Source organism: Streptomyces sp. AC555_RSS877, from assembly GCF_019049245.1.
Classification (GTDB): domain Bacteria; phylum Actinomycetota; class Actinomycetes; order Streptomycetales; family Streptomycetaceae; genus Streptomyces.
Map to the genome: position 1 here is coordinate 133,866 of NZ_JAGMUK010000059.1, position 17,432 is coordinate 151,297.

The following is a 17,432-nucleotide window of genomic DNA, read 5'->3' on the forward strand; positions in this document are numbered from 1 at the left end:
GCGGCCGATGCCAGACTTTTGCGCACCTCGTGAAGAGCTCGTGCAGACTGGCCGGATGCGCATGGAACTTGTTTCGGAGCCCGGTGATCCGGCCCGCCCCAACGAGGACTTCGCCGGCGTCGCCCTACCGGCTTCCGGGCTGGGCGGCGTGCTCGTACTCCTGGACGGCGTGACACCTCCGCGGGACGCGACGGGCTGTCTGCATCCGGTGCCCTGGTTCACCTCCCGTCTCGGCGGGGCGCTGACCGAACTGGCCCTTTCCTGCCGAGATGTGACGCTGCCGGACATCCTTTCACGGGCCATTCTTCGAACAGCCGAGGCCCATCACACCACTTGTGATCTTTCTCACCCACGCACCCCTCAGGCAACGGTGGTTGTGGCCCGCTGGTCGCCGGAGTCGGTGGAGTACCTGGTCCTGTCGGACTCGGCACTGCTGATCGAGTCCCCCGACGGCACGGTGACCGCTCAGCTGGACGACCGCCTCTCCCGCCTCCCGCGCTCCGCCCTCGCGACGGACGCCCTGGTCGACTCCACGGTCCGCAACAAGGAGGGCGGCTTCTTCACGGCGGCGGCGGATCCGTCGGTGGCGGAGCGGGCGGTGACGGGCGTGCTGCGGCGCTCGGAGGTGCGCGCGCTGGCCGCCCTGACGGACGGGGCGACGCGGTGGGTGGAGCGGTTCCGGGAGGGGGACTGGGGGGACTGCTTCACGTTCGTACGCAAGGAGGGGGCGGGGGACCTGGTGGAGCGGGTGCGCGAGTTGGAGCGCGGGGATGCGGAGAGCCGGGAGTTCCTCGGCCGCGGCAAGACGCATGACGACGCGAGCGTGGTGTACGTGGAGCTGTGACGCGGACTCCCCCGTCGAGGCCCCGCTCCTACTTCTCCATCCCCCGGTTCAACTGCTGCAGCAGCCGCGCCAGTTCCCCGACCTCGCGCGGATCCCAGTCGGCGAGCCGCCCGGCGTACCGCGCCCGGCGCGCCTCGCGCACCCGCCGTACCCGGTCCTGGCCCTCCTGGGTGAGCGCGACCAGCCAGGCCCGGCCGTCGGCCGGGTCGGGTTCCCGGGCCACCAGCCCGAGCTCCTCCAGGGCACGCAGTTGGCGGGACATGGTCGCCTTGCCGACGCCGATGTACGCGGCGAGCTCCGTGGCCCGCTGGCGGCCGCACTCGTCGAGGCGGATGAGGAGGCCGTAGGCCGCCGACTCCAGGTCGGGGTGGACCTCGCGGGCCATCTCGCCCTGGTTGGCCCGGGCACGCCGCAGCAGGACGGTCAGTTCGCGCTCCAGCGCCAGGAACGCGGGCTGGTCCACACCACTCGCGGCCACTCCCCCAGAGGGGGGACCCCCGGACGCGACTCCACGTCCGTCGTTTCCGTTGTCGTGCACGTCAGCCCCTGCCTCGGATTTCCCGGTCCTGAAAGTTCGCCGCCGAAGGCCGTCATCGCCGCAGCTCCGCCAGTATTTCGCAGGGCTGGACCATCGGCAGCGTCCGGACCTTGCTCCGACCCGGTGTTCCGGCGTGCGCGGCCTGGTTCACCGGACCTGACTGGCATGCCCACGCCAGCAACAGGATGACGACGGGTCGCGCCCTGTCACCCGCCTCCCCCTGCCACCGAGCACCACCGAGCCATCGAAGGCACGCTGTGTACGTGCTCAGACCCCATGTGCTCAGACCCGACGTGCTCCGCGCCCTCCGCGCCCTCCACCCCCGGCGCCACTTCCTCGCCGGCCTCCTGATCGCCGCCCTGCCACTCGCCCTCACCACCCCGGCCTCCGCGGAGACCGCCCCCAGCCCCGCCCGCGGCACCGCCCGCATGGGCATGGGCGTCCTCACCCACGACGGCCAGAGCGGCGTCCCCGCCGACACCCGCGCCGCCCACACCGAGGGCGTCGACGTCTCCAGCCATCAGGGCAACGTCGACTGGCCGACGTTGTGGGGCAGCGGGGTCAGGTGGGCCTACGCGAAGGCGACCGAGGGGACGTACTACACGAACCCGTACCACGCCCAGCAGTACAACGGCTCGTACGACGTCGGCATGATCCGCGGCGCGTACCACTTCGCCACCCCGGACACCGCGGCCGGCGCGACCCAGGCCGACTACTTCGTCGACCACGGCGGCGGCTGGTCGCAGGACGGCAGGACGCTGCCCGGCGTGCTCGACATCGAGTGGAACCCTTACGGCGACGCCTGCTACGGCAAGACGCAGAGCGCGATGGTCAGCTGGATCCGTGACTTCCTGAACCAGTACAAGGCGCGCACGGGCCGGAACGCCGTGATCTACACCGCCACCAGCTGGTGGACGCAGTGCACCGGTGACCACGCGGCCTTCGCCGCCGCCAATCCGCTGTGGATCGCCCGCTACGCCCCGACGGCGGGGACGCTGCCGACCGGCTGGAGCAGCTACACCATGTGGCAGTACACGTCCTCCGGCCCCACCGTCGGCGACCACGACAAGTTCAACGGCGCACTGGACCGGGTCGTGGCCCTCGCCAACGGCTGACACCCTGGAACGGACAGGCGAAGGCCCGGGCCTCCCTCACGAGAACCCGGGCCCTGCCTCATCCGGCGGCGTCCGTCACGCCGCCACCGGAACCTCCGGTGCGGCCCCGTTCGTCGCCGGGGACAGCGCCAGTTCCAGGACCTGGCGGACGTCCGTGACGGCGTGGACGTCGAGCTTGTCCAGCACCTCGGCCGGGACGTCGTCCAGGTCGGGCTCGTTGCGCTTCGGGATGATGACGGTGGTCACCCCTGCCCGATGCGCGGCGAGCAGCTTCTGCTTCACGCCGCCGATCGGCAGGACCCGGCCGGTCAGCGAGACCTCACCGGTCATCGCCACGTCCGTACGGACCAGCCGGCCCGACAGCAGCGACGCCAGCGCCGTCGTCATCGTGACGCCCGCGCTCGGGCCGTCCTTGGGCACCGCGCCCGCCGGGAAGTGGATGTGCACGCCCCGGTCCTTCAGGTCGGCCACCGGCAGTTCGAGCTCGGCGCCGTGCGAGCGCAGGAAGCTCAGCGCGATCTGCGCCGACTCCTTCATCACGTCACCCAGCTGGCCGGTCAGGGTCAGCCCCGCCGCGCCGGTCTCCGGGTCGGCCAGTGACGCCTCGACGAACAGGACGTCACCACCCGCTCCCGTGACCGCGAGGCCCGTCGCCACGCCCGGCACCGCGGTGCGGCGCTCCGCCGGGTCCTGCGCGGACTCGGGCACGTGGTGCGGCCGGCCGATCAGGGCGCGCAGATCCTCGTCCCTGACCGTGAACGGCAGCTTCCGCTCGCCCAGTTCGTGCTGGGCCGCGATCTTGCGCAGCAGCCGTGCGACGGACCGCTCCAGGTTGCGGACGCCCGCCTCACGCGTGTACTCGCCGGCGAGCTTGCGCAGCGCGCTCTCGTCGAGCGTGACCTCGGCCTTCTCCAGCCCCGCCCGCTCCAGCTGACGCGGCAGCAGGTGGTCGCGCGCGATGACGATCTTCTCGTCCTCGGTGTAGCCGTCGAGGCGGACCAGCTCCATACGGTCGAGCAGCGCCTCCGGGATGGCCTCCAGCACGTTCGCGGTGGCCAGGAAGACGACGTCCGACAGGTCCAGCTCCACCTCCAGGTAGTGGTCCCGGAAGGTGTGGTTCTGCGCGGGGTCCAGGACCTCCAGGAGAGCGGCGGCCGGGTCGCCCCGGAAGTCGGACCCCACCTTGTCGATCTCGTCGAGGAGCACGACCGGGTTCATCGACCCGGCCTCCTTGACGGCCCGGACGATCCGGCCGGGCAGCGCGCCGACGTACGTACGGCGGTGACCGCGGATCTCGGCCTCGTCCCGGACGCCACCGAGGGCGACCCGCACGAACTTCCGTCCCATCGCGTGCGCGACGGACTCGCCGAGCGAGGTCTTGCCGACGCCGGGCGGGCCGACCAGCGCGAGGACGGCACCACCACGGCGGCCGCCGATCACACCCAGCCCCCGGTCGGTACGGCGCTTGCGCACCGCCAGGTACTCGGTGATCCGCTCCTTCACGTCCTGCAGTCCGGCGTGCTCGGCGTCCAGGATCGTCTTGGCACCCTGGATGTCGTACTGGTCCTCGGTCCGCTCGTTCCACGGCAGTTCGAGGACGGTGTCGAGCCAGGTCCTGATCCAGGATCCCTCGGGCGACTGGTCGCTCGAGCGCTCCAGCTTGTCGACCTCCTTGAGGGCTGCCTCGCGGACCTTCTCGGGCAGGTCGGCGGCCTCGACGCGGGCACGGTAGTCGTCGGACTCCTCGCCCTCCTGCTCGCCGTTGAGCTCGCGCAGTTCCTTGCGGACGGCTTCCAGCTGGCGCCGCAGCAGGAACTCGCGCTGCTGCTTGTCGACACCCTCCTGGACGTCCTTGGCGATGGTCTCGGCGACGTCCTGCTCGGCGAGGTGGTCGCGCAGGTGCTGGGTTGCGAGCTTCAGGCGGGCGACCGGGTCGGCCGTCTCCAGGAGCTCCACCTTCTGTTCGGTGGTCAGGAAGGGCGAGTAACCGGAGTTGTCGGCGAGCGCGGACACGTCGTCGATGGCCTGCACCCGGTCGACGACCTGCCAGGCGGCGCGCTTGCGCAGCCAGGCCGTGGCAAGGGCCTTGTACTCCTTGACCAGTTCGGTGACGTGACCGGGCAGCGGGTCGGGCACGCTTTCGTCGACCCTCGTCCCCTCGACCCACAGCGCCGCACCCGGCCCCGTGGTCCCGGCGCCGATCCTCACGCGGTCGCGTCCGCGGATCAGCGCACCCGGGTCGCCGTCGGCCAGCCGGCCGACCTGCTCGACGGTGCCGAGCACTCCGGTGCTCGCGTACGTCCCGTCGATCCGTGGCACCAGCAGAACCCTGGGCTTACCGGGTTCCGAGCGTGCGGCGGCCTGGGCGGCCTCCACCGCGGCGCGCACATCGGCGTCGTTCAAATCCAGCGGAACCACCATCCCGGGCAGCACGACCTCGTCGTCGAGCGGCAGCACGGGCAGGGCGAGCGGTGTGAACGCCGTGGACTCAGCAGCCATGATCTCCCCTTCGGCAGTCAAGTTGAGCTATGCCGACTCAATGCACGTGGGCCCCGGATTGTTCCCTGGGCCGCGTTCGCTCTGAGCGATCACTGGCCAACCTGCCTCTGACCAGGCATGTCCTGACGCGCAGACGACCGCCCCGACACCTCCGGCGGTCCCCCGTCGGCCACATCTCCCCCAACACCAGACCCACCCTCGACCTTCCCGGCACCGGTCGGGAACTCCGTCTGTGCTGACTGGACGGACGGGCATCGCCTGGGCGCTGTGCCGAGACCGTGTACGGGTTGCTGCCGCCGGACGCGGCGACGGCATCGCCGTCGAGGTCACGCTGAGCTCAGCCGGTGGACGCCGCGAAGGCAGGGTTCGCCCTGGAGGGGCCATGCGCGGCGCCCTGTTGCTCGCGAACGGTTGGCACGACCGGCACCTGCACTCGCGCGTGCGATGGGGTGGGGCGAGTAACGCGGGCGGCCGCGGCCCACGACATCCCGGAAAACCGGTTGCCGACACCCGCCCCCTGCCCCGAACGTCATCCGGTGACAGAGACAGCCGCACACACCCTCCTCGCCGCCTACGACGACGAGATGCGAGGCGCTCCCCCTGCCCCGCCCGCGGGAGTGACGTACGAACAGGACGGTCCGCTGCTGCGGATCGTCGGGCAGTTCCGCGGGTTCGTCAGCGGGCCGCGTGACCTCGGTGTGGACGGCGACGCGCTGGACCGGCTGATCGCGCGGCAGCGGGACTTCTTCGCTGGGCGCGGCGAGGCCGTGGAGTGGAAGACTCGGGCGCACGACATCCCGGCTGACCTCACCGACCGGCTGCGGGCGGCCGGGTTCGTGCCCGAGGAGCGGGAGACGGTGCTCGTCGGACGCGCCGCCGACATGGCCGGACACGCACCGGCCCTCCCGGACGGTGTCACGCTGCGCCGGGTCACGGCAGACGCGGACATGCGGCGGATCGCCGCCATGGAGTCGGCCGTGTGGGAGGACGACTGGAACTGGCTCGCCGAGGACCTGATCGGACGGGTCGCCGCCGCTCCGGACGAGATCGCCGTGTACGTCGCCGAGGCCGACGGGGAGGTGGTCTGCGCCGCCTGGCTCGCCTTCCGCGCGGGCACGGGGTTCGCGAGCCTGTGGGGCGGCTCCACGCTCGCCGCTTGGCGGAGGAAGGGCATCTACCGCGCCCTGGTGGCCGAGCGGGCCCGGCTCGCCGCCGCCCGGGACGTGACCTACCTGCACGTCGACGCCTCTGACGACAGCGCGCCCATCCTCCGGCGCCTGGGCTTCCACGCGGTCACCACGACTACGCCGTACGTCTGGTCACCGCCCGCCGGCTGACCCACAGTCATGGAACTGCGGAAGCGGGACGACCGAAGGACGGCCGGGCCGACCCAGGCAGGGCGGCAACGGCGTGCGGTGCTCGGCGGGTGGCCGCCGTGGTGGCGACGGGGTCGCCGCCCTACGCGGCCCGCGCCCGGTGCCGGCCCCGTACCACCGGCCAGGTCGCGATGCCGGTCGCCAGTGCGATCAGGTGGCCCCAGTTGGTCAGCGGGTCGGTGAACGCGAGCAGGTCCAGGACCAGTACCCCGCCGAACAGGGCGAGCAGGGGCCGGCGCAGCCACGGGGTCAGGAGTCCGGCCAGGGCGCCCAGCCCGGCGGCGACTCCGAAGCTGACGCCGTAGTCGAGGCGGTGCAGCGAGCTGTCGGGCAGGTGGCCGGCGAGCACCGCGAGGCCCACCGGGACCTCGGTCGCAAGGGTGGCCAGGACGTGCCCGAGGATGAAGACACCGGCCGTGCACAGCCCGCCCGTGCGGCGCTCCAGCGCGGTAAGCACGACCAGGAAGCCGACCGCGTACGGCGAGAGGATCCCGCCCGCGATCCACAGCGCGCTGGCCGTCAGGACGAGTGCGGGCGTCTGCACCAGGTGCGCCACGTCCGTGCTGGAGCCCTGGTGGAGGGCGTGCACGAGGGCGGGATCGGCGTACGCCGTGATGAGTGAGGTGACGGTGAGGACCGCGGCGTAGCCGAAGGTGAACGGTGTCCCCGTGGGCGTGGGCAGCAGGCGCCACGGGCGGAGGCGGCGGCGGCTTTCCGAGGGCTCGACAGCGGGGGCCTCGACCGGCGCGACCGGCACAGTCGGTGCATCCGCCGCGTCCGGTGCATCCGGTGCATCCGGTGCGTCCGCCGCGTCCGGTGCATCCGGTGCGTCCGCCGCGTCCGGTGCGTCCGGTGCGTCCGGCACCTTCGCCGACGACCCCCGCTGGCACGGCATTCCGTCCAGAGACCCGGACAGGTCGGGCATGCAGGCGCCGTGGCGCGGAGGAGAGGGCGCTTCCGGAGGCGGAGGCGGAGACCCCTCCGCGGGCGCCGACGAACCCGTCGTACCCACCGTCGTCTTCCGTTCCACGGCGAGGCGCTCCTTCCGTCCCGCCCCACGTTCCGCGCCCCGCAGGACCGCTGTCTGTGACCGGCGCCACCCTGACGCCGATTCACAGCCACTTCTCGAAAGTTGGAGGCCGTCCTGCGCGCCTGCGGACGCCGTAAGAGCAACGGCCTGGCGCCATCGAGTCGTTGATCCTGCGCCTGCTGGATTTTCGTCAGGCCACGAGGTCACCGTCCGACGCGGTCCGCGCAGCGGAAATTCCCTCAACCCAGCCCCTCCCACCCGCCATGATGGGCCGATGCCCACCTCGTACGACATCCCCCAGGTCCTGGACCGGCGCGAGGGTCCGCACGGCGAGATCGTGCTGCGACGGCACGGCGAGTTGCTGCAGATCATCGCCAACGGCTGCTTCCTGATGGACACTTCCGACGGCCGCTCGGAACGGCGGCTCATGGACGCGGCGCTGGACGCGTTAGGCGAGCGCACGGAGCCGAGCGTGCTCATCGGCGGCCTCGGCGTCGGCTTCTCGCTCGCACACGCCGCGGCCGATCCCCGCTGGGGCCGGATCACCGTGGTCGAGCGGGAACGCGCCGTCATCGACTGGCACCGCGCCGGGCCGCTTTCCACGCTCTCGGCACGGGCCCTCGCCGACCCGCGCACCTACATTGTGGAAACGGATCTTGTCGCTTTCGTCAATGAGACATGCGACACGTTCGACGCGCTGTGCCTGGACATCGACAACGGGCCCGGCTGGACGGTCACCGAGGGCAACGACGGGCTGTACTCCGCGGCCGGATTGGCAAGCTGCACAAGGGTGTTGAGGCCAGGAGGGGTGCTGGCGGTATGGTCTGCCCAGCCCTCTCCGGAATTTGAAGGAACCCTACGGAATGCCGGGTTCCGGCAGGTGCGTACCGAAGAGATCCCGGTTGCCCGGGGCGTTCCGGACGTCGTGCACGTTGCCGTCCGACCTGGATAGCAAAGCCGAGGTGACTCCCCGTACTCTGCTTCCCTGACGCCGATCATTCAAGCGTCAAGCGCAGTCATGCGCAGACAAGGGATCACCCCACTGGTTCCGGAATTGCACACCTCAGGGGCGGGCGATGGAGCAGACACACACCTCCCACAACGGCACGGCGACGACCCCGGGCGCGCAGCGACGGGTGCTTGTCGTCGAAGACGATCCGACGATCGTGGACGCCATCGCTACCCGCCTGCGCGCCGAGGGATTCCTCGTGCAAACAGCGGGCGACGGTCCGTCCGCGGTCGACACCGCCGAGGCCTGGCAGCCCGACCTGCTGATCCTCGACATCATGCTGCCCGGCTTCGACGGTCTGGAGGTCTGCCGTCGCGTGCAGGCCTCCCGGCCGGTGCCGGTGATGATGCTCACCGCGCGGGACGACGAGACCGACATGCTGGTCGGACTCGGCGTCGGCGCCGACGACTACATGACCAAGCCGTTCTCCATGCGGGAGCTGGCCGCGCGCGTGCACGTCCTGCTGCGCCGCGTGGAGCGGGCCGCGATCGCGGCGTCGACCCCGCGCAGCGGGATCCTCCGGCTCGGCGAACTGGAGATCGACCACGCGCAGCGCCGGGTGCGGGTGCGCTCCGAGGACGTCCACCTGACGCCCACGGAGTTCGACCTCCTGGTCTGCCTGGCCAACACCCCGCGCGCGGTCCTCTCCCGTGAGCAGCTGCTGGCGGAGGTCTGGGACTGGGCGGACGCCTCCGGCACCCGGACCGTCGACAGCCACATCAAGGCGCTGCGGCGGAAGATCGGTGCCGAGCGGATCCGCACGGTGCACGGCGTGGGCTACGCCCTGGAGACGCCGACGCCATGAGCGACGGGCCGGCCGCACCAAGACGCCCCGGGGAGTCCTGGGGCGGCGTACGCCCGTTCTCGATCAAGACCAAGCTGGGCGCTCTGGTCGTCATCTCGGTGCTGATCACCACGGGTCTGCTGATGATCGCGGTGCAGACCAAGACGGAGCTGCGCTTCATCACGGTCTTCTCGATGATTGCCACACTCCTCATTACGCAGTTCGTGGCGCACTCGCTCACCTCACCGCTGGACGAGATGAACGCGGTGGCCCGCTCGATCTCCCACGGCGACTACAGCCGCCGGGTGCGGGAGAACCGACGGGACGAGCTGGGCGACCTGGCCCAGACGATCAATCGCATGGCGGACGACCTGGAGGCCCAGGAGCGGCAGCGCAAGGAGCTCGTGGCCAATGTGTCGCACGAGCTGCGCACGCCCATCGCGGGCCTGCGCGCCGTTCTGGAGAACATCGTCGACGGCTTCACGGAGGCCGACCCCGAGACGATGCGGACCGCCCTGAAGCAGACCGAGCGGCTGGGCCGTCTCGTGGAGACGCTCCTCGACCTGTCCCGGCTGGACAACGGCGTCGTACCGCTGCGCAGGAGGCGGTTCGAGGTGTGGCCGTACCTGTCGGGTGTGCTGAAGGAGGCCAACATGGTCGCCTCGGCGCGCGCGGGCATCGCTTCCGGGTCCGGCAGCCACACGCGTACGGACGTCCATCTGCACCTCGACGTGTCCCCTCCGGAGCTGACCGCGCACGCGGACCCGGAGCGGATCCACCAGGTGGTGGCGAATCTCATCGACAACGCGGTCAAGCACAGCCCGCCGCACGGCCGGGTCACGGTCAAGGCGCGGCGCGGGGCCGCTCCCGAGTCGCTTGAGCTGGAGGTCCTCGACGAGGGCCCCGGCATTCCGCGGTCGGAGTGGCACCGGGTCTTCGAGCGGTTCAACCGCGGCAGCGTCAACCGTCCGCACGGTCCGGGCAGCGACGGCGGCACGGGCCTCGGTCTGGCGATCGCCCGCTGGGCGGTCGATCTGCACGGCGGTCTGATCGGAGTGGCCGAATCCGAGCGGGGTTGCCGGATTCTTGTCACCCTTCCGGGACTTCCATCTTTGCCAAGTTGACGTAAAGTTCGAAGCGGAGCCACAAGATCCACGGGCGTCCGTGCTGACGGACACGTGTGATCAGGCAGAGGCCCGCGCCGTTGTCGCGCCTGGGCCCGTTCAGCCCATCCCGGATGAAGCGGAACCTCGCTTGTTTCCCGCCATTTCCACGCGTGAAACACGCTGTTCGATGTGACTTACACGACGATGGACGGACCCGGCCTGACCTTCTCGGTCTTGGGGGCGTAGCCTTTATTCCCGCTGTCCATCACCTTGTGAAGCGGAAGAGGGCGGTTGCCGCCGTGTCGCCACAGTCCCCCAGTAACTCGAGCATCTCCACCGACGCAGACCAAGCGGGGAAGAACCCCGCAGCGGCCTTCGGTCCGAACGAGTGGCTCGTCGACGAGATCTATCAGCAGTACCTCCAGGACCCGAATTCGGTAGACCGCGCCTGGTGGGACTTCTTCGCCGACTACAAGCCGGGTGCGGCCGCCGCCTCGGCTCCGGCGGGTACTGCGGCCGCGGGGGCCGCAGAGACCACCCCCACGGCCCCACCCGCGCAGGCCGCCCCACCGGCACAGGCCCAGGCTCCGGCCGCTCCGGCCCCCGCGGCCCCGAAGCCGGCGGCCGCCGCTCCGGCGCCCGCTCAGGCCGCCGCACCGGCGAAGGCTCCGGCTCCGGCCGCGAAGCCGGCCGCTGCCGCCGCGCCGAAGGCCGCGGCTCCCGCCGCGTCCTCGGACGGTCCGGAGTTCGTGACGCTGCGCGGCCCCGCCGCCGCGGTCGCCAAGAACATGAACGCCTCGCTGGAACTGCCCACGGCCACGTCCGTGCGCGCCGTCCCGGTGAAGCTGCTGTTCGACAACCGCATCGTCATCAACAACCACCTCAAGCGGGCCCGGGGCGGGAAGATCTCCTTCACGCACCTGATCGGCTTCGCGATGGTGCAGGCCATCAAGGCCATGCCGTCGATGAACTGGCACTTCGCGGAGAAGGACGGGAAGCCCACCCTCGTCAAGCCCGCGCACGTCAACTTCGGCCTGGCCATCGACCTGGTGAAGCCCAACGGCGACCGCCAGCTCGTCGTCGCCGGCATCAAGAAGGCCGAGACCCTGAACTTCTTCGAGTTCTGGCAGGCCTACGAGGACATCGTCCGCCGCGCCCGCGACGGCAAGCTGACGATGGACGACTTCACCGGTGTCACGGTCTCCCTGACCAACCCCGGCGGCCTCGGCACCGTCCACTCGGTCCCGCGCCTGATGCCCGGCCAGTCGGTCATCATGGGCGTCGGCTCGATGGACTACCCGGCGGAGTTCCAGGGCACCTCCCAGGACACCCTGAACAAGCTCGGCATCGCGAAGGTCATGACGCTCACGTCGACCTACGACCACCGGGTGATCCAGGGCGCCGCGTCCGGCGAGTTCCTGCGCGTCGTGGCGAACTACCTGCTCGGCGAGAACGGCTTCTACGACGAGATCTTCGAGGCGCTGCGCATCCCCTACGAGCCTGTCCGCTGGCTCAAGGACATCGACGCCTCGCACGACGACGACGTCACCAAGGCCGCCCGCGTCTTCGAGCTGATCCACTCCTACCGGGTCCGCGGCCACGTCATGGCCGACACCGACCCGCTGGAGTACCGCCAGCGCAAGCACCCCGACCTGGACATCACCGAGCACGGGCTCACCCTGTGGGACCTGGAGCGCGAGTTCGCGGTCGGCGGCTTCTCCGGCAAGTCGATGATGAAGCTGCGCGACATCCTCGGTGTGCTGCGGGACTCGTACTGCCGCACCACCGGCGTCGAGTTCATGCACATCCAGGACCCGAAGCAGCGCAAGTGGATCCAGGACCGCATCGAGCGCCCGCACAGCAAGCCGGAGCGCGAGGAGCAGCTGCGCATCCTGCGCCGCCTGAACGCGGCGGAGGCCTTCGAGACCTTCCTGCAGACGAAGTACGTCGGCCAGAAGCGCTTCTCCCTGGAGGGCGGCGAGTCCGTCATCCCGCTGCTCGACGCGGTGCTGGACTCGGCCGCCGAGTCCCGCCTCGACGAGGTCGTCATCGGCATGGCCCACCGCGGCCGCCTGAACGTCCTCGCCAACATCGTCGGCAAGTCGTACGCGCAGATCTTCCGCGAGTTCGAGGGCAACCTCGACCCGAAGTCGATGCACGGCTCCGGCGACGTGAAGTACCACCTGGGCGCGGAGGGCACCTTCACCGGTCTCGACGGCGAGCAGATCAAGGTCTCGCTGGCCGCCAACCCCTCCCACCTGGAGGCGGTCGACCCGGTCCTGGAGGGCATCGCCCGCGCCAAGCAGGACATCATCAACAAGGGCGGCACGGACTTCACCGTCCTGCCGGTGGCCCTCCACGGCGACGCGGCCTTCGCGGGCCAGGGCGTGGTCGCGGAGACCCTGAACATGTCGCAGCTGCGCGGATACCGCACCGGCGGCACGGTCCACATCGTCATCAACAACCAGGTCGGCTTCACCGCCGCGCCGGAGTCGGCCCGCTCCTCCATGTACGCCACCGACGTGGCCCGCATGATCGAGGCGCCGATCTTCCACGTGAACGGCGACGACCCGGAGGCCGTGGTCCGCGTGGCCCGCCTGGCCTTCGAGTTCCGCCAGGCGTTCAACAAGGACGTCGTGATCGACCTCATCTGCTACCGCCGCCGCGGTCACAACGAGTCGGACAACCCGGCCTTCACCCAGCCGCTGATGTACGACCTGATCGACAAGAAGCGCTCGGTGCGCAAGCTGTACACCGAGTCCCTGATCGGTCGCGGCGACATCACCCTGGAAGAGGCCGAGCAGGCCCTGCAGGACTACCAGGGCCAGCTGGAGAAGGTCTTCACGGAGGTCCGTGAGGCCACCTCGCAGCCGCTGTCCGCCGAGTCCTCGGACCCGCAGGCGGAGTTCCCGGTCTCCGTGAACACCGCGATCTCCACGGAGGTCGTCAAGCGGATCGCCGAGTCCCAGGTCAGCGTCCCCGACCACATCACCGTCCACCCGCGTCTGCTGCCGCAGCTGCAGCGCCGGGCGACGATGGTCGAGGAGGGCACCATCGACTGGGGCATGGGCGAGACCCTGGCGGTCGGCTCGCTCCTCCTCGAGGGCGTCCCGGTCCGCCTGGCCGGCCAGGACTCGCAGCGCGGCACCTTCGGCCAGCGCCACGCGGTGCTGATCGACCGGGCCACGGGCGACGAGTTCACGCCGCTGATGTACCTCGCCGAGGACCAGGCCCGCTACAACGTCTACAACTCGCTGCTCAGCGAGTACGCGGCGATGGGCTTCGAGTACGGCTACTCGCTGGCCCGCCCCGACGCGCTCGTGCTGTGGGAGGCGCAGTTCGGCGACTTCGTCAACGGCGCGCAGACGGTCGTGGACGAGTTCATCTCGTCGGCGGAGCAGAAGTGGGGCCAGACCTCCGGCGTCACGCTGCTGCTCCCGCACGGCTACGAGGGCCAGGGCCCGGACCACTCGTCCGCCCGCCCGGAGCGCTTCCTCCAGATGTGCGCGCAGAACAACATGACGGTCGCGATGCCCACGCTCCCGTCGAACTACTTCCACCTCCTGCGGTGGCAGGTGCACAACCCGCACCACAAGCCGCTGGTCGTCTTCACCCCGAAGTCGATGCTGCGCCTGAAGGCCGCGGCCTCGAAGGCGGAGGAGTTCACGACGGGCCAGTTCCGCCCGGTCATCGGCGACGCGTCGGTCGACCCGGCCGCGGTCAAGAAGGTCGTCTTCTGCGCCGGCAAGGTCTACTACGACCTCGAGGCCGAGCGTCAGAAGCGCGGTGTCAAGGACACGGCGATCATCCGCCTCGAGCGTCTGTACCCCCTCCCGGGTGCCGAGGTCCAGGCCGAGATCGCCAAGTACCCGAACGCCGAGAAGTACCTCTGGACCCAGGAGGAGCCGGCCAACCAGGGCGCGTGGCCGTTCATCGCCCTCAACCTCATCGACCACCTCGACCTGGCGGTCGGCGCGGACGTCCCCCACGGGGAGCGCCTGCGCCGCATCTCCCGCCCGCACGGCTCCTCGCCGGCGGTGGGTTCCGCGAAGCGGCACCAGGCCGAGCAGGAGCAGCTGGTGCGTGAGGTGTTCGAGGCGTAACCGCTCTCGCAGGCCGTACGTGACCGGGCCGCACCCCCTTTCCGGGGGTGCGGCCCGGCCGTTTCCGCCCACTTATCCTTGAGGCATGTACTTCACGGACCGTGGCATCGAAGAGCTGGAGAAACGGCGGGGCGAGGAGGAGGTCACCTTCGAGTGGCTCGCCGAGCAGCTGCGGACCTTCGTCGATCTGAACCCGGACTTCGAGGTGCCGGTGGAGCGGCTGGCGACGTGGCTGGCGCGGCTGGACGACGAGGACGAGGACGACGAGTAGGACCGTTTCGGTGGGGCGCCCAGGTGGCGCCCCCTTTTTCGTGCTCTCATTCCGTGCTCTCCCCACGCGGTGGGCGGGAGGCCGGCCGCGATCAGGGCGGTTGCCGGCAGGCGGGCTCCGAGGTCTCGCGACCAGGGCCACCAGGGCGGCCAGGGGCCGAGGCGGGGGTGGGCCACGGCGTCGCTCTCCGGGCGGACGGAGGCGCGCAGGCTGGGCCACTCGACCGGGACGACGTCGGGCTGGGCGCGGGCGGCCTCACGGAGGCGGTCTCCCGCGCGCGTGAGGACGGCGAGGAGGGCGCGCAGGCGGCCGCGCGTGTCGCGGTCGCGGAGGCCGGTTCGGTGAGCGGGTCGAGGGTCTGCACGTGGAGGACCGCGTCGGGGCCCAGACGGGCGGCGAAGGTGTTCATGGCCTGGCGAGGTGCAGCCGGCCCGGTCTAGGCCCCGCCACAGGGCGAGTACGGGCCAGGAGGCGCCGAGTGCCAGGGAAGTGCCCTCGAGGAAGAGGACGCTCCGCTCCGGCCGTCACCCGCGCGCAGGGCGCCGGGACCGGCGGACCGGGCGGGAAGCTTCCGTCGACACGCACAACCCCAAGCAGCCCCCATCAGCCCCCATCAGCTCCCATCAGCTCCCAGAGATATGTCTTGACTTTCCGTTTCCGCGATATATCGTGATGACAGGAGACGCGATATGGCGCGTTGCTACGCGGAGGTCTGCACCGATGCCCGAGTGGTCCGTCACAGAACCGAGGAAACTCACCTTCGACGATCCCGTCACCACCCTCCGCGTCCGCATCGTCGACGGAACAGTGAACGTGGTGGGCACCGACGAAGGTTCCGCCCGCCTGGAGGTCTCCCAGATCGAGGGACCACCCCTGGCCGTGACCCATGAGGGCGGCACGCTCACCGTGGCGTACGACGACCTGCCCTGGAAGGGCTTCCTCAAGTGGCTCGACCGCAAGGGGTGGCGCCGCAGTGCCGTCGTCTCCCTCGCCGTGCCGGCCGGGACGCAGGTCGAGGTGGGCGTGGTGAGCGCCGGGGCCGTGGTCTCCGGGATGCGCGGGCCGTCCGTGGTCAAGGGCGTCACCGGTGACACGACACTCGTCGGGCTCTCGGGCCCGGTCCGGGCCGACACGGTCTCCGGGAACCTGGAGGCCCAGTCCGTCACCGGCGACCTCCGTTTCAACTCCGTCTCCGGCGACCTCACCGTCGTCGACGGCTCGGGCTCCTCCGTGCGGGCCGACTCGGTCAGCGGCTCCATGATCGTCGACCTCGACCCGGACGGCCCCACCGACGTCCGGCTGACCAGCGTCTCGGGCGAGATCGCCATCCGGCTGCCCCAGCCCGCGGACGCCGAGGTCGAGGCCAACACGGCGAGCGGCACGATCTCCAACGCCTTCGACGGCCTCCGGGTACACGGCCAGTGGGGCGCCCACAAGATCACCGGCCGTCTCGGCGCGGGGAACGGCAAGTTGCGCGCCACGACCGTCTCCGGCTCGATCGCGCTCCTGCGCAGGCCGCCCCGCGAGGACGAGCCGTGGGACGACGTCATGGACCCGGGTGCCGACCACCCGGCGGACGGCCCTCGGAGCGAGCAGGGGGACAATTCCGTTTCCGGCCCGGGCGACGGCTCGACCAGCGCCCCGGCCGACGGTACGACCGACAAGAAGGTGCTCTGACATGCCCCCCGTCTTCGCCCACGGCCGCCTCCGTCTCTACCTGCTCAAGCTGCTGGACGAGGCCCCACGCCACGGCTACGAGGTGATCCGTCTCCTGGAGGAGCGCTTCCAGGGGCTCTACGCGCCGTCTGCGGGCACCGTGTACCCGCGCCTGGCCAAGCTGGAGACCGAGGGCCTGGTCACCCACACCACCGAGGGCGGCCGCAAGGTGTACGCCATCACCGACGCGGGCCGCGCCGAGCTGGCCGACCGCAGCGGTGAACTGGCCGACCTGGAGGTGGAGATCCGCGATTCGGTCGCGGAACTCGCCGCCGAGATCCGGGCCGACGTGCGCGGCGCGGCGGGAGACCTGCGGCGCGAGATGCGGGCGGCGGCCTCCGAGGCCCGCCGGGGCACGGGAGCCGACGGCGGTGAACAGGAAGGCTCCTCCGGGGACTTCGGCGGGCACACCGACAACGAGGCGTGGCGCGCGGCCAAGGAGGAGATGCGCCGCGTCAAGCAGGAGTGGAAGGAGCAGGCCCGCCGCGCCAAGGACGAGAGCCGGCGAGCCCGCGAGGAGGCCCAGCGCGCCCGCCGTCAGGCCAAGGAGGCGCAGGACCGGGCCCGGGAGCAGGCGCAGGAAGAGGTGCAGCGCATCGCCCGCCGGGTCCAGGAACAGGTGCAGGACCACTTCACCCGGGGCGACTGGCCGACGGGAGTACGCGAGGGCCTGACCGAACTGGCCAAGGAGTTCGGCGAGTTCGGGAAGGAGTACGGCAAGGACTTCGGTTTCGGACGGGGCAACGGCAGTGCGGAGAAGGCGGCGCCGGCCCCCGAGTACGCGCACACCCCGAAGGACTTCCCGGCCGACTACGAACCGGCGTGGGCCCACGAGGACCCCACCGGCGACCCGGCCCGCGACCTGGACCGCCTCCTCGACCGCTTCCGGGACGACATCCGCGACACCGCCCGGGACCACGGAGTCACACCGGACCAGCTCCGTGACGCCCGCCGCCACCTCTCGGCGGCGGCGGCACACATCGGATCGCTGCTGCGGACACCGAGGGCGTGACGGCGGGGCGGGCACTGCCCGGAGGCAGC

The 17,432-nt window shown here is 70.9% G+C and carries 13 protein-coding genes; 10 read left to right on the top strand and 3 right to left on the bottom strand.

Annotated elements, in window-relative coordinates:
* Positions 1-55: 55 nt before the first annotated feature.
* Positions 56-844: a protein phosphatase 2C domain-containing protein gene (locus tag KUM49_RS26170; RefSeq protein ID WP_217239400.1), complete on the top strand. Its 789-nt coding sequence runs from the start codon at positions 56-58 to the stop codon at positions 842-844.
* A 28-nt stretch (positions 845-872) separates the two neighbouring features.
* Here KUM49_RS26170 and KUM49_RS26175 read toward each other — a convergent pair whose 3' ends face one another.
* Positions 873-1,382: a MarR family transcriptional regulator gene (locus tag KUM49_RS26175; RefSeq protein ID WP_217239401.1), complete on the bottom strand. Its 510-nt coding sequence runs from the start codon at positions 1,380-1,382 to the stop codon at positions 873-875.
* Positions 1,383-1,675: 293 nt separating this feature from the next.
* Here KUM49_RS26175 and KUM49_RS26180 point away from each other — a divergent pair, with 293 nt between their 5' ends.
* A complete protein-coding gene (locus tag KUM49_RS26180; protein ID WP_308406758.1) occupies positions 1,676-2,497 on the top strand; it encodes a lysozyme in 822 nt (273 codons plus the stop codon).
* A 75-nt stretch (positions 2,498-2,572) separates the two neighbouring features.
* Here the strand turns inward: KUM49_RS26180 and lon are convergent, their stop codons facing one another.
* Positions 2,573-4,996 carry an endopeptidase La gene (gene lon / locus KUM49_RS26185; protein WP_217239403.1) on the bottom strand — a complete coding sequence of 808 codons (2,424 nt, stop codon included), beginning with the start codon at positions 4,994-4,996 and terminating at the stop codon, positions 2,573-2,575.
* Between the two features lie 584 nt (positions 4,997-5,580).
* Between lon and KUM49_RS26190 the strand changes: the two genes are divergently transcribed.
* On the top strand, positions 5,581-6,333 hold the full coding sequence (locus tag KUM49_RS26190) for a GNAT family N-acetyltransferase (RefSeq protein WP_217239510.1): 753 nt from the start codon (positions 5,581-5,583) through the stop codon (positions 6,331-6,333).
* 121 nt (positions 6,334-6,454) lie between these two features.
* Here KUM49_RS26190 and KUM49_RS26195 read toward each other — a convergent pair whose 3' ends face one another.
* Positions 6,455-7,297 carry a rhomboid-like protein gene (locus KUM49_RS26195; RefSeq protein ID WP_254401787.1) on the bottom strand — a complete coding sequence of 281 codons (843 nt, stop codon included), beginning with the start codon at positions 7,295-7,297 and terminating at the stop codon, positions 6,455-6,457.
* Positions 7,298-7,676: 379 nt separating this feature from the next.
* Between KUM49_RS26195 and KUM49_RS26200 the strand changes: the two genes are divergently transcribed.
* The 7 genes from KUM49_RS26200 (at position 7,677) to KUM49_RS26230 (ending at position 17,403) form a co-directional block, all read left to right on the top strand.
* A complete protein-coding gene (locus KUM49_RS26200) occupies positions 7,677-8,354 on the top strand; it encodes a spermidine synthase (RefSeq protein ID WP_217239404.1) in 678 nt (225 codons plus the stop codon).
* Between the two features lie 124 nt (positions 8,355-8,478).
* Positions 8,479-9,216, top strand: a complete 738-nt coding sequence (locus KUM49_RS26205; protein WP_217239405.1) for a response regulator transcription factor — start codon at positions 8,479-8,481, stop codon at positions 9,214-9,216.
* Positions 9,213-10,319 (top strand): ATP-binding protein, encoded by a 1,107-nt coding sequence (locus tag KUM49_RS26210; RefSeq protein ID WP_217239406.1) that lies wholly within the window; start codon positions 9,213-9,215, stop codon positions 10,317-10,319. Before KUM49_RS26205 ends, KUM49_RS26210 begins: the two co-directional genes overlap by 4 nt.
* 281 nt (positions 10,320-10,600) lie before the next feature.
* Positions 10,601-14,404: a multifunctional oxoglutarate decarboxylase/oxoglutarate dehydrogenase thiamine pyrophosphate-binding subunit/dihydrolipoyllysine-residue succinyltransferase subunit gene (locus KUM49_RS26215; protein ID WP_217239407.1), complete on the top strand. Its 3,804-nt coding sequence runs from the start codon at positions 10,601-10,603 to the stop codon at positions 14,402-14,404.
* 85 nt (positions 14,405-14,489) lie between these two features.
* Positions 14,490-14,675, top strand: coding sequence for a DUF6104 family protein (locus KUM49_RS26220; RefSeq protein WP_007266501.1), 186 nt, complete (start codon positions 14,490-14,492; stop codon positions 14,673-14,675).
* A gap of 720 nt (positions 14,676-15,395) precedes the next feature.
* Positions 15,396-16,352, top strand: a complete 957-nt coding sequence (locus KUM49_RS26225) for a DUF4097 family beta strand repeat-containing protein (protein WP_217239408.1) — start codon at positions 15,396-15,398, stop codon at positions 16,350-16,352.
* Between the two features lies 1 nt (position 16,353).
* Positions 16,354-17,403 (top strand): helix-turn-helix transcriptional regulator, encoded by a 1,050-nt coding sequence (locus tag KUM49_RS26230; protein ID WP_217239409.1) that lies wholly within the window; start codon positions 16,354-16,356, stop codon positions 17,401-17,403.
* Positions 17,404-17,432 lie beyond the last annotated feature (29 nt).

Excerpts from the sequence above, each read along its gene's own strand:
- lon (WP_217239403.1), bottom strand. The coding sequence starts at position 4,996 with ATGGCTGCTGAGTCCACGGCGTTCACACCGCTCGCCCTGCCCGTGCTG.
- KUM49_RS26200 (WP_217239404.1), top strand. The coding sequence starts at position 7,677 with ATGCCCACCTCGTACGACATCCCCCAGGTCCTGGACCGGCGCGAGGGT.
- KUM49_RS26190 (WP_217239510.1), top strand. The coding sequence starts at position 5,581 with ATGCGAGGCGCTCCCCCTGCCCCGCCCGCGGGAGTGACGTACGAACAG.
- KUM49_RS26220 (WP_007266501.1), top strand. The coding sequence starts at position 14,490 with ATGTACTTCACGGACCGTGGCATCGAAGAGCTGGAGAAACGGCGGGGC.
- KUM49_RS26195 (WP_254401787.1), bottom strand. The coding sequence starts at position 7,297 with ATGCCCGACCTGTCCGGGTCTCTGGACGGAATGCCGTGCCAGCGGGGG.
- KUM49_RS26205 (WP_217239405.1), top strand. The coding sequence starts at position 8,479 with ATGGAGCAGACACACACCTCCCACAACGGCACGGCGACGACCCCGGGC.
- KUM49_RS26225 (WP_217239408.1), top strand. The coding sequence starts at position 15,396 with ATGCCCGAGTGGTCCGTCACAGAACCGAGGAAACTCACCTTCGACGAT.
- KUM49_RS26230 (WP_217239409.1), top strand. The coding sequence starts at position 16,354 with ATGCCCCCCGTCTTCGCCCACGGCCGCCTCCGTCTCTACCTGCTCAAG.
- KUM49_RS26210 (WP_217239406.1), top strand. The coding sequence starts at position 9,213 with ATGAGCGACGGGCCGGCCGCACCAAGACGCCCCGGGGAGTCCTGGGGC.
- KUM49_RS26170 (WP_217239400.1), top strand. The coding sequence starts at position 56 with ATGCGCATGGAACTTGTTTCGGAGCCCGGTGATCCGGCCCGCCCCAAC.